Source organism: Pirellulales bacterium (genome assembly GCA_019636345.1).
Taxonomy (GTDB): domain Bacteria; phylum Planctomycetota; class Planctomycetia; order Pirellulales; family Lacipirellulaceae.
Map to the genome: position 1 here is coordinate 487,060 of JAHBXQ010000001.1, position 24,723 is coordinate 511,782.

At 65.7% G+C, this 24,723-nt stretch carries 19 protein-coding genes and 1 tRNA gene; 9 read left to right on the forward strand and 11 right to left on the reverse strand.

Going from position 1 to position 24,723, the window contains the following annotated elements; all coding sequences use genetic code 11:
* Positions 1-59: 59 nt before the first annotated feature.
* A complete protein-coding gene (locus tag KF688_01825; GenBank protein ID MBX3424394.1) occupies positions 60-965 on the forward strand; it encodes a hypothetical protein in 906 nt (301 codons plus the stop codon).
* A 16-nt stretch (positions 966-981) separates the two neighbouring features.
* Here KF688_01825 and KF688_01830 read toward each other — a convergent pair whose 3' ends face one another.
* The 3 genes from KF688_01830 to pyk all read right to left on the reverse strand — a co-directional run bounded on the left by KF688_01830 (position 982) and on the right by pyk (position 7,613).
* On the reverse strand, positions 982-5,175 hold the full coding sequence (locus tag KF688_01830; GenBank protein MBX3424395.1) for a response regulator: 4,194 nt from the start codon (positions 5,173-5,175) through the stop codon (positions 982-984).
* Between the two features lie 302 nt (positions 5,176-5,477).
* Positions 5,478-5,870, reverse strand: a complete 393-nt coding sequence (locus KF688_01835; GenBank protein MBX3424396.1) for a response regulator — start codon at positions 5,868-5,870, stop codon at positions 5,478-5,480.
* Positions 5,871-6,125: 255 nt separating this feature from the next.
* Complete coding sequence (pyk, locus tag KF688_01840; protein MBX3424397.1) at positions 6,126-7,613, reverse strand: pyruvate kinase; 1,488 nt, start codon at positions 7,611-7,613, stop codon at positions 6,126-6,128.
* Positions 7,614-7,983: 370 nt separating this feature from the next.
* On the opposite strand from pyk, the gene KF688_01845 reads away from it, so the two are divergent.
* Positions 7,984-8,793, forward strand: coding sequence for an SDR family NAD(P)-dependent oxidoreductase (locus tag KF688_01845; GenBank protein ID MBX3424398.1), 810 nt, complete (start codon positions 7,984-7,986; stop codon positions 8,791-8,793).
* A 75-nt stretch (positions 8,794-8,868) separates the two neighbouring features.
* On the opposite strand, the gene KF688_01850 is transcribed toward KF688_01845, so the two are convergent.
* Entirely contained in the window at positions 8,869-10,554 is a 1,686-nt protein-coding gene (locus tag KF688_01850) for a SpoIIE family protein phosphatase (protein ID MBX3424399.1), read from the reverse strand.
* Positions 10,555-10,740: 186 nt separating this feature from the next.
* On the opposite strand from KF688_01850, the gene KF688_01855 reads away from it, so the two are divergent.
* Positions 10,741-10,812: transfer RNA gene (locus KF688_01855), tRNA-Gln, on the forward strand.
* Between the two features lie 75 nt (positions 10,813-10,887).
* Here KF688_01855 and KF688_01860 read toward each other — a convergent pair.
* The 3 genes from KF688_01860 to KF688_01870 all read right to left on the reverse strand — a co-directional run bounded on the left by KF688_01860 (position 10,888) and on the right by KF688_01870 (position 16,457).
* Positions 10,888-13,668, reverse strand: coding sequence for a proprotein convertase P-domain-containing protein (locus tag KF688_01860; GenBank protein ID MBX3424400.1), 2,781 nt, complete (start codon positions 13,666-13,668; stop codon positions 10,888-10,890).
* 209 nt (positions 13,669-13,877) lie between these two features.
* Complete coding sequence (locus KF688_01865) at positions 13,878-15,317, reverse strand: aldehyde dehydrogenase family protein (protein MBX3424401.1); 1,440 nt, start codon at positions 15,315-15,317, stop codon at positions 13,878-13,880.
* 96 nt (positions 15,318-15,413) lie between these two features.
* Positions 15,414-16,457, reverse strand: a complete 1,044-nt coding sequence (locus tag KF688_01870; GenBank protein ID MBX3424402.1) for an SUMF1/EgtB/PvdO family nonheme iron enzyme — start codon at positions 16,455-16,457, stop codon at positions 15,414-15,416.
* A 546-nt stretch (positions 16,458-17,003) separates the two neighbouring features.
* On the opposite strand from KF688_01870, the gene KF688_01875 reads away from it, so the two are divergent.
* The 3 genes from KF688_01875 (at position 17,004) to KF688_01885 (ending at position 19,451) form a co-directional block, all read left to right on the forward strand.
* Positions 17,004-17,804, forward strand: coding sequence for a DUF1566 domain-containing protein (locus KF688_01875; protein ID MBX3424403.1), 801 nt, complete (start codon positions 17,004-17,006; stop codon positions 17,802-17,804).
* Between the two features lie 630 nt (positions 17,805-18,434).
* Positions 18,435-18,773 carry a hypothetical protein gene (locus KF688_01880; GenBank protein MBX3424404.1) on the forward strand — a complete coding sequence of 113 codons (339 nt, stop codon included), beginning with the start codon at positions 18,435-18,437 and terminating at the stop codon, positions 18,771-18,773.
* Between the two features lie 180 nt (positions 18,774-18,953).
* Positions 18,954-19,451: a toll/interleukin-1 receptor domain-containing protein gene (locus KF688_01885; GenBank protein MBX3424405.1), complete on the forward strand. Its 498-nt coding sequence runs from the start codon at positions 18,954-18,956 to the stop codon at positions 19,449-19,451.
* Between the two features lie 325 nt (positions 19,452-19,776).
* Here KF688_01885 and KF688_01890 read toward each other — a convergent pair whose 3' ends face one another.
* From KF688_01890 to thrC, 4 genes are all read right to left on the reverse strand, one after another.
* On the reverse strand, positions 19,777-20,082 hold the full coding sequence (locus tag KF688_01890) for a type II toxin-antitoxin system RelE/ParE family toxin (GenBank protein MBX3424406.1): 306 nt from the start codon (positions 20,080-20,082) through the stop codon (positions 19,777-19,779).
* Positions 20,075-20,335: an addiction module protein gene (locus KF688_01895; protein MBX3424407.1), complete on the reverse strand. Its 261-nt coding sequence runs from the start codon at positions 20,333-20,335 to the stop codon at positions 20,075-20,077. Before KF688_01895 ends, KF688_01890 begins: the two co-directional genes overlap by 8 nt.
* Before the next feature lie 361 nt (positions 20,336-20,696).
* Entirely contained in the window at positions 20,697-21,170 is a 474-nt protein-coding gene (locus KF688_01900) for a DUF2975 domain-containing protein (protein MBX3424408.1), read from the reverse strand.
* Between the two features lie 15 nt (positions 21,171-21,185).
* Entirely contained in the window at positions 21,186-22,658 is a 1,473-nt protein-coding gene (gene thrC / locus KF688_01905) for a threonine synthase (protein MBX3424409.1), read from the reverse strand.
* A 425-nt stretch (positions 22,659-23,083) separates the two neighbouring features.
* On the opposite strand from thrC, the gene KF688_01910 reads away from it, so the two are divergent.
* From KF688_01910 to KF688_01920, 3 genes are all read left to right on the forward strand, one after another.
* Positions 23,084-23,464, forward strand: a complete 381-nt coding sequence (locus KF688_01910) for a TraR/DksA family transcriptional regulator (protein MBX3424410.1) — start codon at positions 23,084-23,086, stop codon at positions 23,462-23,464.
* Positions 23,465-23,510: 46 nt separating this feature from the next.
* A complete protein-coding gene (locus KF688_01915; protein MBX3424411.1) occupies positions 23,511-24,089 on the forward strand; it encodes a signal peptidase II in 579 nt (192 codons plus the stop codon).
* A 223-nt stretch (positions 24,090-24,312) separates the two neighbouring features.
* Positions 24,313-24,711, forward strand: a complete 399-nt coding sequence (locus KF688_01920; GenBank protein ID MBX3424412.1) for an Rrf2 family transcriptional regulator — start codon at positions 24,313-24,315, stop codon at positions 24,709-24,711.
* Positions 24,712-24,723 lie beyond the last annotated feature (12 nt).

Here is a 24,723-nt window from a genome sequence, read left to right on the forward strand (position 1 = left end):
CCTCCCCTTCGATCGCCGCAGCCGTCGGCGCTCCACCGTTCGTGCAAGGAAGCGCTCTCATGACTCTTGCCCACCGTGCCTCGCACCGGATTCTTCTGACGGTCGCCTTGGTCGCAATCGTCGCGTCGACCTCGTCGGTTCGCGCCGCAACCCCGGCCAAGACGAAGTACGCCCTCGCTTACAAGTTCAAGATGGGCGAGGTGCTTCGCTACCAGGTCGAACACGCCACGAACGTCCGGACCACGATCGACGGCAAGACGCAACAGACCGAGTCGCTCAGCGAGTCGACCAAGGCGTGGAAAGTGACCGACGTCCTGCCCGACGGCGAGATGGAGTTCGTTCACCTCGTCGAGTCGGTTCGCATGACCAACGACACTCCCGGCGGACCGAGCCACTCGTACGACAGTGCGAAGGACTCCTCGCCCCCGCCAGGTTTCGAAGGGGTCGCCGCGGCCGTGAACGTGCCGATCTCGGTCGTGCGGATCTCCCCCAGCGGCGAGGTCGTCAGCCGCGAGGAGAAGCACCCCCAGCCCGTGGCGAGCAAGGACATGCCCATCACGCTGCCGCTGCCCGCCCAGCCGATCGCCGTGGGCGAGCGGTGGTCGAACGTCTACGACGTCCCGGCCGAGCGCAAGGGGGGCGCCAAGATCGCCGTCCGCACCCGGCGAATCTGCAAGCTCGTTGCGGTCAAGAACGGCGTCGCCACGATCAGCGTCGAGTACAACATCCTCACCCCCGTCGACCCGTTCGTCCGGTCGCAGCTTGTCGATCGACTCACCACCGGCAAAGTGCGGTTCGATCTGGAAGCGGGCCGGATCGTCGAGCAACGCCACAGCGGCGACACCCGGGTGCTCGGCTTCGCCGGTCAGGCGAGCAGCATGCACTTCGCTTCGCGGTTCGAGGAACGCCTGCTTCCCGTCGACAGCGACGCGGTGAGCAAGGCGTCGCACACGACGACGAAGTGACTGCCGGCTGCAACCGTCAGCCCTCGAGACACTCCCGAATCTTGCGCAGGATCGCATCCTGGGTGAAGGGCTTGGCGATCACGTTCTCCAGATCGCCGAGGCGCAATTCCTTGCCGGCGGCGTCCGGGCTGTAACCGGTCATATACAGGACCTTGATCCCGGGGTCGTCCTCGCGGAGCCGCCGCGCGACTTCCAGCCCGTTCACCCCGCCCGGCATGACTAGGTCCGTCAGCAACAGGGCAATCGGTTCGGAGTTGGTCCGCCACAGTTCGAGGGCTTCGACGCCGCTGGCGGTCGCGAGCACGCGATACCCGCCTTGCTCCAAAATCGTCTGAGCGAGCCGCCGGACGGCCCCTTCGTCTTCGACCAGCAATATGGTCTCGCGCCGGCCGCGCGGCGCAGCGCCGGATTGCGACGAGACGCGTTCGCTCCCTTGCGCGTCGGCGGCGTAGGGAAGCAGAATCGTGATCGTGGTTCCCGCGCCGACTTCGCTCTGCACGTTGAGACAGCCGTTATGGTGCTTCACGATGCCGAACACCGTGGCGAGCCCGAGCCCCGTCCCCTTGCCCGGTTCCTTGGTCGTGAAGAACGGGTCGAGGATGCGGGGCAAGATCTCCGGGGGGATCCCGACGCCCGCGTCGCGGACGACGACGCCCGCGTATCGTCCCGGGGCGACTTCGGGTTGATAACCGGGGAGCGGGGCGCCGATCGTCGCCTCGATCGTCTCGATCGTCAGTTCTCCTCCCGCAGGCATGGCGTCGCGTGCGTTGACGGCCAGATTGACGAGCACTTGGTCGACCATGCCGGCGTCGGCCTTCACCGGCAACGGCTCCGGGTGGAGTTGCAACCGCAGCGCAACGTCCTCCCCGATGAGTCGCTCAAGCATTCGCACGATCTGCCGCACCGATTCGTTGAGGTCCAACTTTTGCGGCCTCAACATCTGTTTGCTTCCGAACAGCAGCAGTTGCCGGGTCAGGTCCGCTGCGCGTTCGGCCGAGCTTTGGATTTCCTGCAACCCTTCCAGCACCTCAGCCGGATTTTCTTTGCGCATCCGCAGAACTTCGAGCTGCATGATGACGGCCGCCAGGATGTTGTTGAAGTCGTGAGCGACTCCCCCCGCCAACTGACCGATGGCCTCCATCTTTTGCGACTGTCGGAGCCGCTCCTCGACCTGTCCGCGAGCCTCCTCGGCGAACAACAGCGAGATCATATTCGCCGCGGCGATCGCGAACGTTTCTTCGTCGGTCGTCCACTGCCGCGCCGATCCGACGTGTTCGGCGCACAGCACGCCGGCGACGCTCCCCGACACGTGGATCGGCACGGCCAGGATCGCCCCCTTGCCCGAGTCGCCGAACAGTGCCGCGGCGAACCCCCGCGTCCGCTCGTCCTCCGCGGCGGCCGCGACGCTGAACAACGCGCCGGTCGCGATCTGGGCGAAGAAGCCGGGGCAGTCGTCCGCCGCGAGCGTCGTTCCGGTCGCTTGCGCGTCGGCGGTCTGATCGAACCGTTCGCGGCACGCAAGAGTCCGCTGGTCCGAACCGTAGACCCACACGCTGGCGAGTCTTGTCCGCAAGGTTCGGGCGACGATCTCGACCGCGTCACGGATCAGCTCCGTCGCCTCGGGCCGGTGGAGCGCATACGCTTGCGTCAACGACGTCAACGCCGCCTCCTGCTCGGCGTAGCGTTCGTTCGCGGCGCGGATCTCCTCCTGCGTGCGGATGCGCTCAACGATCTCCGTGCCCAGCACGGTGTTGGCCCGTCGGAGCCGACCGCGCTCGCGCACCACGCGATAGCTCTGAGCCGCGATGAGCCCGGCGAACGTCACGATCATCCCCATGAACCAGCTTTGCCGCCACACCGGCGGCGTCACGACGAACTCGAGGATCGCGGGCGTGGGATCGACGTTGAAGTCTTTGTCGCGCGCCTGGACCTCCAGACGGTGCGCCCCCGCCGGCAGCGAGAAGAACGAGGTCCCCCGGTCGGGCGTAAAGGGGGACCACGGTTGATCGTCGAGGCGGTAGGAGTACTGCATTTGAGATCCTTGCCCGTCGCTCCACGCCGCCGCGCCTGTCCACAGGACCGAGAGATTGCCCGGGTGCTGCACGGTCTTGTCCCCCGCGACGATTGCCGTCCGAGGAGCCGGCCCGTGGAAGCGGCGACGCGTGGTTTGATACTCGATCGTCGCCGCCTTCATTTCTTCGGCCCACAGAGGCCAGGCGCGAAGACTCCACTCCCGGCTGCAGCGGTTGATCCAGACGCTCCCCGCGCCCGACGCCTTCAGCCCGCCGCCGTCCGTGGTAAGCGTCAACTGCGCCGGCAGCGACGTCGGGGTCCACAGATCGCCGTCGAAGCGACTGAAGCCCCGATCGGTCGCCGCCCAGATCGCTCCGTCCTCCGTTTCGGCAAGACTGAACACCGAGTTGGCCGACAACCCGCGTTCCCCTTGGTGATTCGTCCAGGTCGTTCCGTCGTAGCTCAGTACGCCGTGCTGTTGCGACCCGATCCACAGGTCGCCCCGGCTCGTGGACAGCATTGAAAAAATCGCTCCCGTTTCAGGCTCGGTCGGCGGGATGCGAACCCACCCGTCGGGCCCCCGGGCGATCAGCAGATTGCGGCCGGCCCAGATCCGTCCGTCCCGGGATTCCCCCAGCAGATTCAATTTGGCCGGAAGTTGCGGGATCTTGGGCAACAACTCCGTGACGCCAGTCGTCGGCGTCCGCTCCGCCTGGTGATGGTGGATCCAGACGCCGTTCTTGAACTGCAGGATGCCGTGGCAGTATTTTTCGTGTGCGCTCGAGTCGACCGCCGCGGAGAACCAGAGCGAGCCGTCGGACGCCTCAAGCACCCCCCGCGGGTCGACGCCCCAGGACAGTTCGTCGTGAACGAATCGCGTCCAGGCGGTTCCGTCGAACCGCGCCGTCGCTGCCGTCGAGTCGTGGCTTCCGGCGACCCAAACCTCGCCGGACCGTGTTCCCATGAGGGCCGTCGGCGCATTGATCACGCCGTCCTCGGGCCCGTAGCTTGTCCAGTCGTCGTCGCGATTGACGACGACTCGTCCGTTGCGATGGAGAAACCACTGCTCGCCCGCGGGACTTTCCCACCCGAAATTCAGGTCCTCGATCGTCAGCCATCGCGACGTCTGGTAATCGATGCGAACGATCTCGGTGTTCGAGCCGCCAATCCACAGCGCCCCGTCGGACGACTGCAGCAGGAAGTTGAGCGCGTAGGGAACGGGATGCTCGGGTTTCGCATAAGTCGTCCACTGCCCGTCGCGATAGACTCCGATCCGGTAGTGCCCTGACAGCCAGACCGTGCCGTCCTTCGCTTCGATCGGACTTCCGAAACGCGCAGGGGCGCCGAACCCCTCCAACGACTCGATTCGCCACGACTCGCCGTCGTAGATGTTGAGGCCATCCGAATCGATCCCGTACGCGACCCATGTCGATCCGTCGCTTAGCCCCAGAATCGCCGGCCGCCGCCCGACGGTCAGTCCGTCAGTCTCGTTGAACAGCGACCACGTTCCTGAGGACCGGTCGAAGCACAACACCTCGCCACCGGCGGTTCCCAGCCACACGCGCCCGCGCGGATCGATGCAGACTTCCTCGAAGTCGTGCCGCTCCGCCGGCAGCGTGCTGGTTCGCGGCGCTTGGACGACCTTTTCGGGAATGATCTCGACGCGAACCGACTTGAGTTGGTTCGCCGCTAAGCGGGCGGCAATCTCGCCGGTCGTGTAGAGGGTCCAGGTCGAGTCGGCGTAGCGCAGCGCCCCCGACGACGTCGCCGCCCAAACGGTCCCGTCCTTTGCCGTGACGAGCTTTCGGAACGTCAGGTCGATCCGATCGGGATGGGGAGGAAACAGCGGCGTCCACTGTTTATTCTTGAATTGATAGACGAAGGAGCCAATCGCGACGAGCACCTCTCCGCCGGGGCCGGCGCAGACCGAGTCGCCCTGATTGGGGCAGTCCGGTTCACTGTGATGAACCCAATCGAAACCGTCGTAGCTCCAGACGCCCCCGACGGCGCCGAACCACATGGTTCCGTCTGCGGCCTCCGAGACGCAATTCGCCCCGAGACCGCTCAGTTCCGGAAAGACGCGCACCCGCCACGGCTCGCTCAGCGGGTCGACGTACGCGGGCTGAAAGGGCTCGACCGCGACGGCGGCATGTCCGCTCGGCCAAGCAAGGAGAATCGCAACCGCTGCATGCCGCATGACGCGAGCGCTCGCCCCGCGGGAGTCGCTGCTCTTGAGCCCAGAGCCGGTCCGCGCCGCACGAGCGCCCTGCCGTCCCGCCGACTTCTTCCAGGATTGCGCCAATCGCAACATAAGCCGGCGGCCCGACGGGGAAAAAACCTCACAGGACAACGACGCTCGAACCGCACGCAAGCGAACGCCTGTGTCCCAAAGACCATGAGCGGACGGCGCGAGCCGCCGGTGAATTGCCGCCAAGGTCTCGATCGAACTTCAGCGAGGGCGAGCGCCTGCCGCTCATTCTTGAGTCTTGGGACATCTCGCTAGTGCGACGCCGCCCGCCGTTGCTCGAGCATCTGAAACGCGCGATCGAGCGATTCCTTCAACTGGGCCGCGCCGAAGGGCTTGGACAGCACCGCGACCGCCCCCAGTTCCTCGGCCTCGGCCGCATCCTTGCCGTGAAACACGCCGGAGATAAGGATCACGGGCAATTCGGAATCGATCGCCCGCAGTCGTCGAATCAAATCCACCCCGCTGGTGCGCGGCATCCGCAAGTCCGTAATCAGGCAGCCCCATGAATCGTGCGGCAACTGCTCTAGGAACTCGCCGGGACTTGAGAAAGTGCGCACCGCAACCCCAATCGCCGTCAGCAACGACCCGAGCGCCCTGCGGCAATCGTCGTCGTCATCCACCACGTAGACCACTGGGCTCGACATCTGGTTGCTCCGGGCGCTGCGGCGCCCGACGATGTCTCGATCTCCTCGCGCTTCGATGAGCGCGCCGCCGACTTCGACCTGACCGGGGTTCCGAGCGGAGGCCGCACGACCGGCCCCCCCGCTCCGCCTGCCATTGTCTCCGATCGACGGCGAGTTGTCACCACCGCGCGGGAATCAATCGAGATTCATGCAACTCGATCCTTCAAGCCGCGAATCGCATACCCCGAGCCGCAAGGCGTAAGCCCGCGGAGCCCCTCAGTCCGACATCGCCTCGACCTCATGCACGATCACAATGTCGTGCACCCCCGCGGCCAGTTCTTCGTCGGCGGGGCCGGCGGTCAGGTGCGATCCGCCGACGATCACGATCGAGTCGCCCGGCTTGGTCAGCCCGGCGCCCGCGGCCCACACGTCCATGTGACGGATCAGTTGCTCGACGTTCGTGGCCGGCGCCCCGCGCAGCGGGGTCACGCCCCAGTACAGGCACATCTTCCGCAGCGTCGATTCGACCGTGCTCACTCCGATCGTCGGGGCGAAGCTCCGCTGTTGCGACAGGGCCAAAGCCGTGCGGCCCGAGTGGCTGGCCACCACCACCAGCTTGGCCCCCACGACCTGGGCGATCGTCCCCGCCCCGCGCACCACGCCGCGCGTGATCGTGTGGAGCCCGTCGTCCGCCTCGACCAGCTTGCGAAGCGGGCGGCCCCTCATGGTCTCCTCGGTCGCCAGGGCGATCCGGTTCATCATGTCGACCGCTTCGCGCGGATACTTGCCGATCGCCGTCTCGCCCGACAGCATGCAGGCGTCGGCGCCGTCGAGAATCGCGTTGGCCACGTCGGTCGCCTCGGCCCGGGTCGGCCGCGGCGAGTCGTGCATGCTGTCCAGCATCTGCGTGGCGATGATCACCGGCTTGTGGAACTCCTGGCAGGTCTTGATGACCCGCTTCTGCTCGATCGGCATCCTCGCGACGTCGATCTCGACCCCCAAATCGCCGCGGGCCACCATGATGCCGTCCGCCTCGCGCACGATCTCCGACAGCCGCTGCAGGGCTTCCTGCTTTTCAATCTTGGCGATGACTCCCGCCTTCGACCCGGTCGAGCGGACGATGTCCTTGAGCGTCCGCACCTCGTCCGGCGAGCGGACGAAGCTGAGCGACACGAAGTCCGCCCCCGCCTTGGCCGCCCACAACGCGTGTTGGTGGTCCTCGACGCTGATCGCCGGGGCGCTCAGTTTGACCCCCGGCAGGTTGATCCCCTGCCGACTGCGGACCGTCCCCTGGTTGAGCACCCGCATCGACACCCGCTCGGGCTTGACCGTCTCGACCCGCATGCTCACCGTCCCGTCGGCCAGCATCACGACGTCGCCGGGCGACAACTCGCGCAGCAGCGGTTCATAGCCCGAGGTGAGCTCGTTGGGGGCTTGCGACTCGCCGGCGACGAAAAAGAATTCTTCCCCCCGCCGGCAGAAGACGCTCTCCCCCGGGATCTCTCCCAGCCGAAACTTCGGCCCGGCCAGATCGACCAGGATCGCCACCGGCACGTTCAGATCGCGGCTCACCTGGCGGATACGGTCGACGTAACCCTGCTGCTTGTCAGGGCCGCCGTGGGCCATGTTGACGCGAAACACGTCGGCCCCGGCGCGAATCAACTCGGCCAGTTGCTCCGGCTCGCTCGAAGCGGGCCCGACCGTGGCGACGATTTTCGTCCGGGCCCACCGAACGTGATCCTGCGACAAGGGAAAGGCGTCCATGAGGCTGTCCGCGGCGGCAAGGGCGGTGAACGAGGCGGGAAGGGAGGGAAGTACGACGGGCGGGCAAGTCGACATATTGTGGGCCTTGGAGTCGAGGTTGGGAAGCCAACTCGCAAACGCGCGAGGGGACCCGCTCGATCAGAGGTTGTGGCTGCCGGGCTCCTGAACGATACTTTTCCGGCGGGATTTCGCATCCGGCGAAACCCCGCGACCCCCTCCGGGCGCCCGAAGTTTGGTCACCGGCGTGCCGGTTCTGACGGCGGCGAGGGTCGTGCATTGCAGCGGGGCGCGGGCCGCCGGCTCGACGATTCCCGCCCGATTCACCGATCGCGTCCCGCCGACGTCCGCAAGGTTCTCAAGGTTCGCACCGATGGCACGCAATTCTTGGGCCGGCAAAGCGTGCCTCGTCACCGGCGCCTCGGCCGGCTTGGGGCGCCACGTCGCCGCGGAACTCGCGCGACAGGGGGCGCGCCTCGCGTTGTGCGCGCGCAAGGTCGAACCGCTCGAAGCCGCGGTCGCCGAGATCCGCGCCGCCGGCGCCCACGCCGTCCCCTGCCCCGCCGACGTCACATGGCAGGAGGACGTCGACCGACTCGCCGCGACCGTCGCCAGCGAGTTCGGAGGACTCGACCTCGTGGTCCACTGCGCCGGCCGCTCGACCCGCGGCAGCTTGGCCGACACGACCCCCGAAGACATGCAGCAACTGTTCGACGTGAACTGCCTGAGCGCCGTCCGTTTGGTCCGCGCGTTCGCCCCGACGCTCGTCGACCGCCGCGGCAGCCTCGTCCTCGTCGGCTCCTTGGCCAGCAAGACCGCGCTCCCCTACCTCGGCGGCTACCCGGCGAGCAAACACGCGCTGGCCGCGGTCGCCCAGCAGTTGCGGCTGGAACTCGGGCCCCGGGGGCTCCACACGCTGCTCGTCTGCCCGGGACCGATCGCCCGCGACGACGCGTCGCCGCGCTACGCCGACAAAACGGCCGGCCTGCCGCAGTCGGCGACCAAACCGGGCGGCGGGGCGAAGCTCAAAGCGATCGACCCGGCCTGGCTTGCCGTGTGCATCCTCGCGGCGTGCGAACGCCGTCAAGCGGAACTCGTCGTCCCGGCGAAGGCCCGCCTGCTGTTCGCCCTCGCTGCGCTCAGCCCCAAACTCGGCGACTGGCTGCTGCGGAAGAACTCGTAGTTGTCCCTAGGTGGGCGACTTTCTCCCAAAAGTCGCCTCTGCCGGTTGCGGAGAAACCGGCTTCGCAACTCCCGCTCACTCCCGCCCGAAGCACACCAGACACATGTCGTCGCTTTGCGGGAAGGTGCCGGCGAACTTGCGGACCTCTTCCAAGATATACGGCCCGAGCGAGTCGCTCGGCACCTCGTTGTTGCCCGCCAGTTCGGCGAGCCGTTCCAGGCCGAACAGTTCGCGATCGCGGTTCATCGCCTCGCTGAAGCCGTCGGTGAACAGCGTCAGGAAATCGCCCGGGGCGAGCGGGCGGCGATACGGCTCGAAGTCGAAATCGTCGACCACGCCGATGGGCAGTCCGGCTTCGTCCCCGCCGATCTCCTCGACCGCGCCGCTGGCGTGTCGCAACAGCGGCGGCATGTGCCCCGCGTTCACCAGCGTCAACTCGTTGTTCTTGGGGTCGATGACCGCGACGATCATCGTGACGAACCGGTCGTCCCAGCCGTAGGCGGCGAACGCGGCGTTGATTTGCTTCATGGCGAGCGCCGGGTCGTCCTCCCGCGCCAGCCAGAACCGCACGTCGCTCGACAGCTTGGCCATGATGATCGCGGCCGAGACCCCTTTGCCCGCCACGTCCCCCACGACCGCCGCGAACCGCTCGCCCGGCAGGGCGATGTAGTCGTAGTAGTCGCCGCCGACCTGATACGCCGATTCGTAGTGCTGGAAGAAGTGGTACCCCGGCACGTTCGGCGCCTTGGAAGGCAACAGCGTCCGCTGCATCTCGCGAGCCAGTTCCAGATCGCGCTCCAGGGCCTTTTGCCGCATGATGCTTTCGTGCATCCGGGCGTTGTCCATGGCGATTGCCGCCTGGCTCGCCACGGCGGCCAGCACGCGCAGGTCTTGCTCGGTGAACCGGCTGCGCTGATCGCTCGTGTCGATCTGGATCACTCCCAGCGCATCGCCGTTGTTGTCGATAAGCGGCGCACAGATCAGCGACCGGATTTGAAAGTCCGCGATGCTCTGCGCCATGTTGAACCGCGCATCGCTCGCGGCGTCGGCCGACAGGATCGCCTTCTTCTCGTTCATCGCCGTTTGGACGATCGTGCGACTGAACCGCATCTCCTGGTCGTCCCCGCCGCGGCGCGCCTTGGCCGCGACCGCCGCCAGCCGCGCCTCGGGAGCCGGCCGTTTGATGACGAACCCGCGGTCCGCCTGGACGAAGATCTTGAACAGGCTGTCGAGAATCTTGGGCAGGATCTCGCGTTCGTCGAGCGTTTGCCCCAGGTTGTGCGAGATCTCGATAATCGCCGCGAGCTGCGTCTCCGGCCGCGCCGATTGCCACGCGTTCGACACGCCCCGCGACACGTCGAGCGTCGCCACGATGTCGGCCCCGGGGCCTTCGTCGTCGTCCAACTCGGCCAGCGGCGTCAGCAACGACGAGGTTTGCGGCCCCCCGCCCCCCAGCAGCGTCGGGCCCTCGATGATGCGAAACTCGAACAGCACGTCGCAAATCAGGACGTGGTCGCCGTCGCGCAACTCGACCCGGTCGACGACCCGCTGGCCGTTGACGTAGGTCCCGTTGCGGCTGCCGTGGTCCTGCAGCCAGATCTGCTGCGGGCCGACCTCGATCGAGGCGTGCTTGCGGCTGACCGCGGCCACGTCGAGCACGACGTCGCACTCGGGACTGCGGCCGACGACGGCCGTCCCGGTCGGCGGCAGCGTGAACGATTTGCCGACCTCGGGGCCTTGAACGATCTTGAGCGTGGCCATGCGAAACGCGGGGAGAGCCAAGTGGGCGGCGACCGCTGCGCCGGCGCAGCGGCCGGCGGCGTAAGCCGCGATTCTACGGGCGTTTGCGCGCAGCCGTCAACAACCGCCGCCCTTGACTCCCGGCCCCCTCGGACCTAACTTTGACCACTGCCAACCGCCGCCGCCGAACCTGCGCCGGCGCCGCACTGGGGTGTAGTGTAATTGGCAACACGACAGATTCTGACTCTGTTATTCTAGGTTCAAGTCCTAGCACCCCAGCTTGCCGTCAGCCGCCCTGAACGCGGGCCTGACCGGGCGTGCTGCCCGGCATACAGGCCCGACCAACGGCCCGCCTCATCCCCCATGACGCTGGGCAATTCGCGCTGCCGCGAGCGTCGGCAGGCCGCTTCTCAGCCGCGGGCCGAACCCCGCTTCCCCGGCGGCGTCCTCGGCTTCCCAGACATGGTCGTGATCGGCCGTCTGTCGGGCAAGTCGCTGCCAAGACTCCCCGGCGTGCTGTCCCCCGCGGGGCGCGATCCTCTCGTCGCAGCCTCGCGCGAACGAGAAACTCGCCTCGGCCGACGAATGGGCGAACCGCCCCGACATTGCGTCGTCGTCCGCCGCGGCATGCTCGGGCTCGCCGGCGAAGAGCGCCGTCAACGCCGTCTGCGGCGCCCCGGACGTCCAGTCGGCCACGGCGTACTCCAGAGCCATGTCGTCGTCGACCGGCAGCTCGTCGACAAGCGCGTCGTCGAACGAGTCACCGGCGCCCGTCCCCTCGTCCGCAATCGCTCCTGCGGGCGCCGATGCGGGTGCGCCGTTCACCGGCGGTTCCGTCTCGCCGTATTGTTCGAACCAAATCTCCAGGTCGCTCGCGTCGACGACGCCGTCGAAGTTCGCGTCCCCGTCGGCATGGGCAGCCGCCGTCGCGCCGAACCCGCGCTGCCAGGCCAAGAAATCGCCGCCATCGACGTAGTGATCGAGATTGAAATCGGCCGACGGAGCGACGATCAGCGCCACCGCGTTGCCGAAGTCCTGCGCGACGACCGCCTCTCCGGAGCCGACCGTCACGATCCGACCGACGCCGACGCCGGCCGGCGCGGTTTGTTCCCACCCTTCCTCGACGACTTGCCGAACGACGTACGTCCCAGGGACGAGCGACGCGAAGACGTACTCGCCCGCGGCGTCCGTTTGCCGAATCGCTTCGGCGGAGGCATGGATCGACAGCGACCAGCCCTCCAAGGTCCCGCTCCCTCCCCCGACGGCGTCGAACACGCGCAGCGTCCACACGCCGTCGGCGCTTTGGCCGTCGAAGGCCGACAACGGCGCGGCCGGCTTGAACGTCGCCGAGTAGGGGGCCTCGCCTTCTTGAATCGTTTGCGGCGCTTCGTCGTCGAAGTGGGTCGAATCGAGATCGGGTCCCCAGCCGCTGAACAACTGGAGCAGATCGACCGTGGTCCCCGCCGGGCTCTCGAGCCAGACGTACAGGTCCGAGACGTTTCCATGAGTCACGTCGAGCGTGACGTCGAGATCGTAGATCGTCCCCGCGACCCCCGCGACGTCGACCGTCGAGACGGTCGTGCCGCCGTCGACCAGCGCCAGGGCTCCCTCGGCGTAAGCGACCTCGGTCGTCTCGACGTCGAGCGTTCCGTTGTCGTTGCCGTCGATGTAGACGGTCCAGCCGGCGAGCCCCGCTTCGCCCGGGCCGCGGACGCCGTCTCGGTCGTCGTCGCTCCAGACGACTCCCTGGAGGCTGCCCAGCACGGGCGCCAAGGCGATCGTGCCGGCGATCTTGTAGTACCCGAGGCTCCCGTAGTCGGAGTAGCCGTAATCGGTCCCCGACGCCGCTTTGCCGGTCCCCTCGACCGACAGGTAATATGTCCCCGCGGTCAACGTCAGCGAGAACGACGCCGAGAGACTCGTCTCGGGGTTGCTCGCGGCGATCACCGTGCCGACCGAGTCGTACAGCTTCGCAAGAATGTCGAGATTGGGCCCGATCGCCGCGGGAGAGACGTTCAGGTTCACCGCCCCGTCGGCGGTCGTAAAGCGAAAGAAGTCGACGTCGGTGTTGCGCTCGACGATCCCCTCGGCGGAGACGCTGGCGTCGGCGATCGTCACGTTGGTCGCCGACGCGATCGTCCCGCCGTGGTCGTCCGTTCGGTACGTCACCCCGGTGGCCGAACGCGTCATGTGGGCGAGATCGTCCTGAGTGTTGTTAGCGTCAGGGTACTGGCCCTTGCTCCACTGCGTGAGTTGCCGGTTGTAGCCCACCCCCATGATCGGCGCCCAACCGGTGGCCCCCGACCCGTGGCCGCCGTAGTACTCAGTGCCGGTCGTCGTGCCGTCGTGATTCAGTCCCAACGAGTGGCCGACCTCGTGCGCGATCGCCTCGGCGACCGACTTCTCGCTGCCGTTCGACAGGTTCTGCGAAAAGATGAACGCGGGCGTGTCGGTGCTGCTGGTGAAGGAATTGACGTATGCGACCCCGCCGGCGCTCGAGCCGTACCAATCCGACCAACTGCCGCCGATGACCACCCGAATGCCGTACTGCGAGTCGTTGCCCGACGTCTTGCGCAGCGCGTTGACTCCCGGGTCTTGCGTCGTCACGTTCACGTTGAACGGCAGAAAGTCCTCGGCGACTCGGGCCCAAATGGCTTGAATTCGCGTCAACTCGTTCGCTGAGAACGTGCTGTCTCCCTCGAAGCTGTAGGCCGGGGTCGTGAACGCCGCTCCGCCGTTGTAGGAGGTGTTCCACTGCGTCCCGCTGGTGGTATGGCCGTCGAAGTCGAGATAGATGACCTTCGTCGCCCCCGGCAGACTGTGCAGGAAGAACGTGTCCTCCAGCGGCGCGGCGCCCGCGTACACGAGCTCGAGATCCGAGGGCTGCGGCGCGGGATCGGTTTCGTCGACCTCGCCGGCAAGACTCCTCGAGGCCGTTTCGTACCAGGGATCGACCGGCGCCTCTTCGACGACCGGCGCCGCGGTCGCCCAGGCCGAGCCAAGATCGGCGGCCAGCAGAACGCGGCTCTCCAGCGGCTCGAAGCGCAGAACGCGCCGAGTCCCGCCGCCTCCCGGAGAGCGCGCAAACCCCGCCATCCGCCCTCCCGCGGCTCGCAACGCGTGGAAATTGTCCATGGAAAAGCGATCCCTCAAGCCCCGTTCCGCAGTGGTTTAGTCTATTTGGGACCCCCGAATCCCGCAAGAAAAGGTTCCCCTCGCCCAGGTTGCGGGTTGCGCTCTTCTGGTGCAATGAGAGCGGGTGGCTGGGGTCGCAGCGCAGCGAAGCCCCCAGAAGAACGCCGTGCTCGCCCCTCCCGCCTCGGCCCTCGCCCCGTCGACGGCTCCTACCCGCGATCTCGCACGACCAACATCCGCAGCTCGGTCATGTCCTCGATCGCCCAGCGGATCCCCTCTCGGCCCAGCCCGCTGTGCTTCACCCCGCCGTAGGGCATGTGGTCGACTCGCCAACTGGGCACGTCGCCGATCACCACGCCCCCGACCTCGAGCTCGTCCCACGCGAGATGCGCCTTGTGGATGTCGCGGGTGAACACGCCCGCTTGCAACCCGAACCGGCTCGCGTTCGCCTCGGCCAACGCGTCGCGAAAATCACGGAACCGACTCAGCACGGCGACCGGACCGAACGCCTCCTCGGCGCACACCGGTTCGCTCGGCGGCACGTCCTCCAACAGCGTCGCGGTCAGCACGGCGCCCTCGCGCCGCCCCCCGCACAGCAGCTTCCCTCCGGCCGCGACCGCCGACGCGATCCACCGTTCGAGCCGCTCCGCCTCGCTGGCGTCGATCAACGGCCCGATGAAGGTCCCCTCGTCGCGCGGGTCCCCCGCAACCAGCCGCTCGGTCGCGGCGACCAGCTTGTCGCGCAACTCGTCGTAGATCGCCTCATGAATCAAGATCCGCTGCACGCCGATGCAGCTTTGCCCCGACTGGCAGAACGCGCCGATCACCAGCCGCTCGACCGCGTCGTCCAGGTCCGCGTCCTCGTCGACGATGCACGCCGCGTTGCCGCCGAGCTCGAGCACGACCTTCTTCCGCCCGGCGCGCGCCTTGAGATCCCACCCGACCGCGGGCGAGCCGGTGAAACTCAGCAGCTTCAACCGCTCGTCGGTCGTAAACGACTCGGCCCCGTCGCGATGGCAGGGCAAAATCGAAAACGCCCCCCGCGGCAGATCCGTCTCGGCCAGCGCTTCGCCAATCGCCAACGCCGACAGCGGCGTCCGGCTCGCCGGCTTCAGCACAAACGGACACCCCGCCGCGATCGCCGGCGCGATCTTGTGCGCCGCCAAGTTCAGCGGAAAGTTGAACGGCGCGATGAACGAGCACGGCCCGATCGGCACGCGCTTCCACATCCCCCGATACCCGCGAGCCCGCGGCGCAACGTCCAGATCGAGCACCTCGCCCCCGATCCGCACCGCCTCGGCCGCGGCTTCCTTGAACGTGAGGATCAGCCGCTCGACCTCGCCGCGACTGTCGCGAATCGGTTTGCCCGCCTCGGCGCACACCAGTTGCGCCAGCTCCTCGCGCCGCTCGCCAAACCGCCGCACGCAATGCTCGAGCACGGCCTGCCGCTCGTAAGCCGCCATCCGCCGCATCGGCCCGGCCGCTTCAACGGCCGCCGCAATCCCCGCGTCGATCGCCGCCGCGTCGGCCGCCGCCACGCGCGCAATCTCGACTCCGGAATACTTGTCGAGAACCGGCAACTGCGAATCGCTCAGCCGCGACTCGCCGGCCAAGAAGAAAGGAATCACGTCGGGCAACACAGGGGACATCCCGCGCCTGTTCGGCAATTGGTACATGCTGGCGACCGTGCCCCATAAGATGCACGATCAGCCGTCGGACGAGCAAGTGCGCAAATCCCATGCCGATCAGGCGTGCAGCGTCCCCCGTCTTCCCATCCAGAGCAGTCCGATCGCGGCCAATGCGACGCCGTAAAGAGTGCTTGGCTCGGGAATCGTCGCGACGCGGAAACCGTTGTTCACGAACTTAAACGTCGGATCATCGCGGCCCCAACCCGCAGCCTGGGGATCAATCGTAGAGTTGGACCACGAACCGCCGCGAAAACCGCGATACAAACCCGAGAACGCCCGTTCGTTGAATTCCCACACGCTGCCCCCTTGATCGAACGTGCCGTAGGAACTTGCCGACTGCGTATAGGCGCCTGCGTCGGTCAAGGAATAATTGTAGTCCCCGGTCGTGTAGTTGCCGCTCCAAGACCGGGCATTGATCGAGTTGCCCGTGTCCGCCGTCGGCAAGTTGTTGTCGGGCTCGCTGTCAGACGCAGTGGGAAAATTCCAATAGTTGCCGGTCACGCCGTCGTTCTTGTGATAAGCGGCTTTGTACCATTCGTCTTCGGTTGGAATCCACCACTTCGCGCCGGGGTTGCGGGCGACGGCCATCAATTCTGCTGCGGTTGTTGCACCGTGGAGCGGATAGGCGCCATCTTCGGTCGTTGTGGCATCTGCCGCGCCGGTCGGTTGTCCGTTATGCAGCCAGTTCACAAACCGCGCCGCATCGCCCCAACTCACAAACATCACCGGCTTGTTGTCGTACGGATACGCACCACTCAACGCAGGATCTTTGACGGCGTAAGCGTAATTGCCGTCATCTCCGCTGCGCACCACTCCTCCCCAGGTTTGCTGCATGTAGATCTCGTGATAGAGCCCGTACGGGTCCGACGCGGCCACCGCATTCAGAAAGGCCGCATACTGGGCATTGGTGATTTCCGTTTTGCCAATGCGAAACGAATAGCCGACCGAGCCGACCCCGGCCGGGTGTTCGGCGTCGAGGTAACGGGTATCCGCCGGATTGCCAGGATTGCCGACGGACACAGTGTCAATCTCAATCGCATGAGTCGCCGCGCTGGCCATGAAAGCCAACAAGAAGAGTGCCGCGAAGCGTATCGGCTGCATGAGACATTCCTTGAGAAACAGAGGCGGTGACGAGCCAAGCGGACCTATTGTAACCTAGCGCTTTGTCAGCTGGTATATTCGGGGTGGCGACGACGCAACCTGTTGACGGAGTGAGATGTTGCGCCGTCGCCACCCCGAAATCCGGCTTGTGTCAAAGCGCTAGGAATGATCGGCGCTTCAACGCTGGCCGGCGCGTAGACAGGTGAACTGAAGAGTCCCTTCATTGAACCGCCAGCAGCGACAAAGCGGAGTTCTCACTAACCGAGAAGTAGAAAGGGACCCAGCTCAGTTCTTCGGTCCAACCATCGAAAGCCGAGCCACGGCGCGATGGAGCGCGTGGCAAATCATTCCTCCCGGGAACGCAGCGAGCAGTACGGGGCATGCCGCAGCCGAACCGAACCGAACCGTCTCGACCCATCGCAATAAAAATCTATTTGCGTCCTGCATTTTGCCGTGATAATTTGGGCATGCACGGCGCACTTCCAGGGCGCCGTCCCCTTGAAGCGTTTGTGTTCGATCCGAAAACAAGAGTGGATAAGGCGTGTCATGAGAACGTTGACCTTCATCGTCTGTGCGTTATGCGCCGGCATCGCCAGCCTCAATGCTCGCGCCACGTTGACTCCGTACAACGCCGGCGGCATTGATCTGGTTTACAGCAGCGTCAGCGACGTCACTTGGTTGCAGCACGGCAACCTGCTCGGCAGTTGGATCAACGCCAGCGGCGCCCAAGCCGTCTTCGACGCCATCGCCGACAAAGTGCCCACGGTCACGCTGTCCTATTCGTTCTCGGGCCCCGAGGTGCACACGCTTGTCTTAGGCGATTACTCGGGGGCATGGGGCGCCGACGGCAGAGCGACGTTCTACGGCGCCTTCGCATTCGTCGAGTACTTGAACGCCGTCTCGTACGGCGGCATCAACGGGTGGCGCCTGCCGGACGCGATCAACACGGTCTACCCCAACCCGTTCCCGAGCGGCTACGTCAAATCCGGCGACTTCGGGCAGCTCTACTACGACGAGTTGAACTCCACGTTCACCGGAATGGCGGATCCCCTGAACTACTTCACCGACGAAGTCCATGCGCAGTACTGGTCGTTTACCTTGTTCGACAACACCGACATTGTTCAGCCCTACGGCTTCCACGTCGGCCAGGGAGACCAGTATTTTCTCAACAAGGACTTTCCCTTCTACGTGTGGCCCGTGTTCAGCGGGCAGATCGCGGTGGTGCCAGAGCTTTCCAGTGCCTGGCTGGCGGGGCCCGTTCTGCTGTTCGCAGCCGCCCTTGGAAGAAGAAAGGGAACGCACATTTCTTTGGTCCACAGCGCGGAAGCCGAACCACGGCGCGATTGATCGCGTGGCAAATCATTCCCCCCCCGGGGACGCAACTCTGACGACTGTTCGGATCTAACGACTGGCGGCCCATCCTGCGTCTGGCTCGCAAGTCTCCCCCTGCCAACCGCGAATGGGTTTGGCAGTTCGTGTCTCCTCAAAACCATCGCTGGGCCAAGGCGAAGGCCGACAATCACGGAAGGCCTCATGGTCACGAGTCTCTCGCCCCAAAGTCTCTTAAGCAGGCTGCTGGACAAGCGGGGCCGACGAAACGAGTCACAAGCCGCACGTTCCGCCATTCATTCGCCACTCCTGAGCGGCCGGCGCTAGCCGCCGGTGACTGCCGCCAACGCCTCGAACCGGTTCAACCGCTCCCTCGCTCCGTTTCCCCCAGTGTGGCATGCCCTCGTCCGCGTGGGCATGGCGCAGTATCGGGAAGACATGCCCACGACGACGGCCCGTCGAGGCCATGCCGCACGTCCGTTTGAACAACGGATCGGCACTGCATCACGCAGCGAGAAGATTGATAGAGACGCAACCCGCGTCTACACTGCGACTTGCGAGGCTCGGCCGCCTGCGCGTTAGGCTGACGACCTTGTAGCCTCCAGGCGTTACGTTAAGCATTCTATAAACAAGTTCGGCGGTGTGTGCATGTTTGTCTCGGAGCGCTGGGGATTTCTTGTGCCAATCATCGGGTTAGCGGTTCTGGCGCTGACAGAAGCCATCTCTGAGTTTATCGCCGGCGACGATGCGTTCTATCAAAACAATCCCTGGGTGAAGTTTATCGGTTTTTGCGTTGTTGCCGCAATACTATGGCCACTTGGTCGTTGGCTGAACCGAAAGGCGCCTGAGCGGACTTTAGTTGATCCCAACACAGGAGAGCAAGTCGTACTCCAAATCGGAGGCGGCAACACGTTGTTCTTTATTCCCATGCAGTTTTGGGCTCCTATTGCTATTGTGCTGGGTCTCATATTCTTGGTTTCCAAGTAATCGCCTAGCAACGCGTTGCCGTTCACTCGGCGGCCCTGCGCCGACCCTACGGTCGCTTTGGCGTTTCTCCTCCACGGCGGTATACTGATGATCGATCCTGCTCGCTTGAGGGCGGGCAACTGAGCTTTGGCGTTAGGCGGCAGAAGGCGCCGTCGTCGCACATCCAGGAGTCCTCCATACATGCCGCGGAACGCCGACTCGGAGATTGCAGTCTTCATCAGCCACTCGCACAGAGACAAGAATATCGCGGAGGCGTTGGTCAACTTCCTGATCGCAGGCGTTGGCCTTGAACCGGATGACATTCGCTGCACGTCGCACTCGCCAACTGGCCTCGCGATTGGTTCACTGATCGCCAACCGACTGCGTGACGAGATCGAGAACTGCGACTACTTTCTGCCCTTGATCACCCCGAACACGTTGAGCAGTGAGTTCGTCGCTTTCGAGATAGGTGCCGCATGGGCTCTCGAAACCTCCCTGGCGCCTCTTGTGCTGGAGAGCGCAACAACGAAGATCCCTGCGCTGCTACAAGGCCTTGTGTATTGCGACCTGAAGAGCTTGGACGCCCTCATTCAGCTCGTTTCTGAGCTGTCACAAGAGCTCTTCTATGCGCAGGACCGCCGCTCACCGAACCAGATGCTGTCTGCCGCACGTACGTTCCTGGCTGCGACTGCCGTCTAACCCCTCGCTCGAGAGGCGACCCTCCAAGGCCGACTGCTTTGCCCGGCGGACTGGGGGCAGTTATTGTCGGTCTGCCGGACAAAGCTTCCGGCCGCTCCGGGCGATTCAGCTCGAACGTTAGCTGCCCAGAGCCAATCGCCCCAGAACGCACTCAAAGCCGCTGAGGTCGTGTCTCCGCTGCAAGTCTCAGCAACCTGAATGTTGCTGATGCTGGACCGCCCGCTGTCTCGCTGCCCGAGTCGCCCGCGAAGGAAGCTCACCCAGCAACAGCTTGACACCCGCCTGCGGGTCAGCAAGGCGTTGGACCTGCGACCAGCCGAACGGATCATTGCCCCCGCTTCTTCCAGTGATCTGGGTGTCGGCTGGCATGGTAGACGGCGACGATCAGCGTGCGATCAACGTCTTCTCGGTAGACGACGACAAAGGGGAATCGGGTCAGGCGACGGCAGCGGTACAACCGGCTGTCATCGTGGTAGGCGCCTTGCCGAGGATGTTCCTCAATCAAGCCCAGCACGCGCTCCAGGGCGGCCAGGAACTGGTCGGCGACCTCGGGGTTCCGCTCGGCGTACCAGTCGCTGGCCTCTTGAATCTCGCCAGGGACCTCCGGCAGAAATGCGAGCCGCTTAGCCATTGTCCGGTGACTTCGATTGCCAGGGCTTGCCGGTGATACCGGGCCAGGCGTCTTCAATGGGGATTGCCGTCGTTTCCCCGCTTTCGAGGCTGGCGACCCTTCGGTCAACCTCTTCGATCCACGCCTGCCGGACCGTTTTAGCCTCGGCTTGGGTCGGCTCAACGCTCCCCATCAGACGAACGGCCAAATCCTCTCGCGCGTCCGCCGGCAGTTTAAGCGCCTCGGCAAGAATGTGCTGGGCTTGAGTGTCCATCGGGTCGCTTCTCGCGGGTTTCGTGGCAGCCGGCGCTTTCATTCTATCACAATCTCGCCTGCTCGACGCAAGCCATTCTCACAACGTCAGGGCCGCGACTTTCTCCAAGTTCCTGAGAGTCGAAGGAGAAAGGAACGCAGTTGATTTCTTCGATCCAAATCGCGAGAGCCGAACCACGTTGCTAGTGAGCGCGCGGCAAAGCATCCCCCGGGAGCCCAGCAAGCAGCGCGGCCTGCCGACAACCGAACCGCCTCTCTACGCCTCTCGCCTGAGTCTGATCCGCCCCGGAACGATGCACGCAAGCTCCGCGCCGAACAGTCTTGGCTGCGTTCCCTCTTGCTCGCAATCTGGCCGGCCCAAGCTACGCCGGCAAGTCGCGCTTGGGATTGAGCCCCGCCGCCTCGTGGACGATTCGTTCAAGCGTCGCAGCGGCGGCGGCGATCACCAGGGCGCCGAATGCGAAGAGGACCCCCATCATGATCGCCGCAGGGGGATCGTCGCTGTAGCGCAGCAGGAACGCCTCGCCGAGCGCCACAAAGCCGACAAGCGCGTACGCACAATGGCGGATCGTCCGCAACGCCTGTGCGGCCGCGGGGGTGAACATCTCCTGCCGCCCAGCGTAGCTCAGCACCTTGAAGGCCTGATAGAGCGCCCAGAAAAACGCCACGGACGCGACGTACGCATACGCCAGGAAGGGATCGTGGAAGTACACCTCGAAGGGCGTCGCGTGGGCGTTTCGTCCCTCGAAGTGCGGTTCCCCGAGCAGAAACGCCAGGGCGCCCACGCCGACCAGCACGACGACGAACTGGAGAAACACCGTGGCGCTTCGCTGCATGGTCCGCTCGCTTGCTTAACTGTTCAGTTGAATCGCCTGCACGATCGCCGCCAAGTCGTTGGGGGTCTTCACCGCACGGTTCGCGAACGCCGCGCGGCTCACCCCGCGTTTGCCCAGGACGCGGTTGAATTCGTCCTGGTCGGTCGTGTGATAGGCGACCGTCGCGGTGGGGTCTTTGAGCTGGTGGCCCGTGAGAATGCAGACGACTCGGTCGCTGGGGGCGATCACCCCTTGCTCGCGGAGCAGTTTCGCCCCGGCGACGCTCGCGGCCGAGGCGGGTTCGCAGCCGAACCCGTTGGCGCCGACTTGGGCCTTGGCGTCCAGGATGTCCTGGTCGCTCGCCTCGCGGACCACCCCGTCGCAACAGGACAGCGCCCGCAGGCACTTCGTGAGATTCACCGGGCGATTGATCTCGATCGCGCTGGCGATCGTGTCCGCCTTGGCCTTCGCCGCGTCGAGCTCGGCGTAGTAGGCGCCGACCGCGTCCATGTCGGGCCGGCCGTCGTTCCAGCGCACGCCGCGGCGATTGACCAACTCGTCGAGCGTGCTCGCTCCCGCGGCGTTGACGACCGCCAGCCGGGGGATGCGATCGATGAGCCCCAACTCGTGCAGCTCGTGAAACGCCTTGCCGAACGCGCTCGAGTTGCCGAGGTTCCCCCCCGGGACGACGATCCAGTCGGGAACCTCCCAGTCGAGGCTTTCAAGCACGCGGAACATGATCGTCTTCTGCCCTTCCAGCCGGAAGGGATTGACGCTGTTGACCAGGTAGATGCCCAGTTGCTGGCTCACCTCTTTGACGCGCTGCATCGCGTCGTCGAAGTCTCCTTCGATCTGGACGGTCAGGGCGCCGTAGTCGAGCGCCTGCGACAGCTTGCCGTAGCTGATCTTCCCCGAGCCGATGAAGATGACCGCCTGCATGAGCTTGCTGGAGCAGCAATACAGGGCGAGCGAGGCGCTGGTGTTGCCGGTCGAGGCGCACGCAGCCCGCTTCGCCCCGATCATGTGGGCGTGGCTGAACGCGGCGGTCATGCCGTTGTCTTTGAAGCTGCCCGAGGGGTTCATCCCCTCGTACTGCAGGAACAGCCGCCCCGCGTCCATGCCGACGTACTTCCCCACGCCGTCGGTGGGGACCAGGGGAGTTTGCCCCTCGCCGATCGTGACGATCTTCTCGGGCGGGGCGAACGACAGCAGTTCGTGGAACCGCCACACGCCGCTGCGACACAGGGGCTCGTTGCGGCGAGCCCATTTTTTCTCGAACCAGCGAAGCGAATCGGGGGGCCCGAGCCGGTCCCAGTCGTACGACACGTCGAGCAGTCCCCCGCAGTCGGCGCACGCGGTCCGGACCTCGCCCACGTCGTACGTGGCCCCGCAATCGGGGTTGAGGCACTGCTGGAACGCCAGATCGGTCTTCACGTTGCCGAGGGTCGCCACGGTCGGGACTCCGAGATCTCGCGGCGCACCGGCAAGTCGCCAATAACCGCATGCCATGCAAGGACTTACAAGAGTAGTTTACTGCCCGCGACGACCCGCGACAACGCGGACGCGCTCGGGGCACAGACGCCGACTTGGGCTCCCTCGTTCGTGCGACGGGGGCGTCGCACGACGAAGCCCCCAGGGTCTCAACGGGGGCGTCCCGGCGCGACGCCCCGCCCCCTCGTCGAGAGCCCGTCCGGTCGCCGTCGAGCGGCTGGGGGACGAGCCGATCCGAGCCGCGGACCGGACCGCGTAGGCTGGCAGGGGGCGGCGTTCAACTTTCCTTCGCAACTCGCAACCGCAGGCAATCAAACAACTTGCGCCGCGTGGCGAGCGCGGCCAGCGGTTTGACGGTCGTTAAGGACGGGTTTACAATAAGGGGTCTCAACTTGCTCGTCGCGCCCATGCAGTCGCATCGGGCTCCTCAGGAGAAGCACACGATGAAGAATGCGGACATGAAGGTTTATCGGGATCGGCTCCTCGATTTGCGCTCGCGACTCCGCGGCGACGTGAGCTCGATGGCCGATGCCGCCCTGCGGAAATCGGGCGCCGAGGGCCCCGACTCCTCCAGCATGCCCATCCACATGGCCGAGCTTGGCAGCGACAACTACGAGCAAGAGTTCACGCTCAGCCTGCTGGCCACCGAAGAGGATCAGCTCGGAAACATCGAACTGGCTCTCCAACGGATCGAAGACGGAGTCTACGGCAAGTGCGTCGATTGCGAGGGGGTGATCCCCAAGCTGCGGCTCAACGCCCTCCCCTTCACGCCCGTTTGCATCAAGTGCGCCGAGGCCCGCGATCGGGACGGGGGCGGGAGCTGACCCTGCCGCCGGCAGGGCGCGGCCCTCATTCTGCATGGTGATCGCGATGGATCGCAGCCTCTCGACTCGTCGGCGTCATGTGGCGCTGTTTGCGGTCATCGCCGTCGCCGGCTGCGCGGTCGATCTGCTCACCAAACAGTGGGCCTTCGCGCAGCCCGACCTGCTGGCTCACGAGGTCCGCTGGGCCTGGACCGGGTACGCGGGGATCCAGCTCAGCCTGAACGAAGGCGCCCTGTTCGGCATGGGACAGGGAAAGGTCGCCCTGTTCGCAGCCTTCGGTCTGGCGGCCTGCGTGGCGATTCCCTGGTGGCTCCTCCGCGGCGGCGCCGAGGGTGATTGGCGAATTGCCGCCATCCTGGGCCTCGTGCTGGGCGGCGTGCTCGGCAACCTTTACGACCGGCTCGGTCTGCCGGGGCTCGAGTGGGGAGGATTCGACCCTTCCCGCGCCGGCGAGCGCGTCTACGCCGTACGCGACTTCTTCCTCCTCGCCGGCCGCTGGAGCGACGACCCGGCCGAGCGGCTCGTGTGGCCCAACTTCAACGTGGCCGATGCGCTGCTGGTTTGCGGCGCGGGGGCGCTCCTCCTCGCGTCGTTCCGGCCCCAGCGCCCGGCGGTCGAGAGCTGAGCGCCGGCAGCGGCCGCCCGGGGCGTCGGAAAGGCCCCAGTCGCGCTGCAGCTTGCGGGATGCCGCAAATCGCCGCATCTGAGAGGAGTTTTATGGTTGTTGTGTTTACTTCTCGCTCAGAATCCCGGTAGACCCGACGTGAGTTGCTGTCGAGTGCGGCAAGCGTGACAGATGCGAACGGTCGCATCCGCCTGCCGTCGGGATCTGTTCTGTCGCGACGCGTATGAAACTCTCTCGAGCAGCCATGTACGCGGTGATGGCCGCGGTTCAGTTGTCGGACGATCCTTCCGCGCCCCCCGTCCCCTGCCGGCAAATGGCCGAGGCGGCGAAGATGCCGGAACGGTTCTTGCTGCAGGTCCTGCGGATGATGGTCAACGCGGGTCTGCTCGTGTCGACTCGCGGAGTGGTGGGGGGATACCGCCTCGCCCGGCCGGCGCACGAGATCTCGCTCCTCGAGATCGTCGAGGCGACCCAAGGGCCGCTGAAGGCCGAGCCGCTCGACCTCCCCGAGCTCTCCCAGGAACTGAGCGCCCGATTGGGCGCCCTGCTGGCCGCAGCGGTCGAGGAACACCGTCGCCGCCTTGCTCGAGTGACGCTGCACGAGCTGAGCCGCGCGGCCTGAGGCCCAGCGTTC

What these genes read in the sequence shown, in the direction of transcription:
- KF688_01825 (MBX3424394.1), top strand. Translation starts at nt 60, where the DNA reads ATGACTCTTGCCCACCGTGCCTCGCACCGGATTCTTCTGACGGTCGCC.
- KF688_01830 (MBX3424395.1), bottom strand. Translation starts at nt 5,175, where the DNA reads ATGCGGCATGCAGCGGTTGCGATTCTCCTTGCTTGGCCGAGCGGACAT.
- KF688_01835 (MBX3424396.1), bottom strand. Translation starts at nt 5,870, where the DNA reads ATGTCGAGCCCAGTGGTCTACGTGGTGGATGACGACGACGATTGCCGC.
- pyk (MBX3424397.1), bottom strand. Translation starts at nt 7,613, where the DNA reads ATGGACGCCTTTCCCTTGTCGCAGGATCACGTTCGGTGGGCCCGGACG.
- KF688_01845 (MBX3424398.1), top strand. Translation starts at nt 7,984, where the DNA reads ATGGCACGCAATTCTTGGGCCGGCAAAGCGTGCCTCGTCACCGGCGCC.
- KF688_01850 (MBX3424399.1), bottom strand. Translation starts at nt 10,554, where the DNA reads ATGGCCACGCTCAAGATCGTTCAAGGCCCCGAGGTCGGCAAATCGTTC.
- KF688_01860 (MBX3424400.1), bottom strand. Translation starts at nt 13,668, where the DNA reads ATGGACAATTTCCACGCGTTGCGAGCCGCGGGAGGGCGGATGGCGGGG.
- KF688_01865 (MBX3424401.1), bottom strand. Translation starts at nt 15,317, where the DNA reads ATGTCCCCTGTGTTGCCCGACGTGATTCCTTTCTTCTTGGCCGGCGAG.
- KF688_01870 (MBX3424402.1), bottom strand. Translation starts at nt 16,457, where the DNA reads ATGCAGCCGATACGCTTCGCGGCACTCTTCTTGTTGGCTTTCATGGCC.
- KF688_01875 (MBX3424403.1), top strand. Translation starts at nt 17,004, where the DNA reads ATGAGAACGTTGACCTTCATCGTCTGTGCGTTATGCGCCGGCATCGCC.
- KF688_01880 (MBX3424404.1), top strand. Translation starts at nt 18,435, where the DNA reads ATGTTTGTCTCGGAGCGCTGGGGATTTCTTGTGCCAATCATCGGGTTA.
- KF688_01885 (MBX3424405.1), top strand. Translation starts at nt 18,954, where the DNA reads ATGCCGCGGAACGCCGACTCGGAGATTGCAGTCTTCATCAGCCACTCG.
- KF688_01890 (MBX3424406.1), bottom strand. Translation starts at nt 20,082, where the DNA reads ATGGCTAAGCGGCTCGCATTTCTGCCGGAGGTCCCTGGCGAGATTCAA.
- KF688_01895 (MBX3424407.1), bottom strand. Translation starts at nt 20,335, where the DNA reads ATGGACACTCAAGCCCAGCACATTCTTGCCGAGGCGCTTAAACTGCCG.
- KF688_01900 (MBX3424408.1), bottom strand. Translation starts at nt 21,170, where the DNA reads ATGCAGCGAAGCGCCACGGTGTTTCTCCAGTTCGTCGTCGTGCTGGTC.
- thrC (MBX3424409.1), bottom strand. Translation starts at nt 22,658, where the DNA reads ATGGCATGCGGTTATTGGCGACTTGCCGGTGCGCCGCGAGATCTCGGA.
- KF688_01910 (MBX3424410.1), top strand. Translation starts at nt 23,084, where the DNA reads ATGAAGAATGCGGACATGAAGGTTTATCGGGATCGGCTCCTCGATTTG.
- KF688_01915 (MBX3424411.1), top strand. Translation starts at nt 23,511, where the DNA reads ATGGATCGCAGCCTCTCGACTCGTCGGCGTCATGTGGCGCTGTTTGCG.
- KF688_01920 (MBX3424412.1), top strand. Translation starts at nt 24,313, where the DNA reads ATGAAACTCTCTCGAGCAGCCATGTACGCGGTGATGGCCGCGGTTCAG.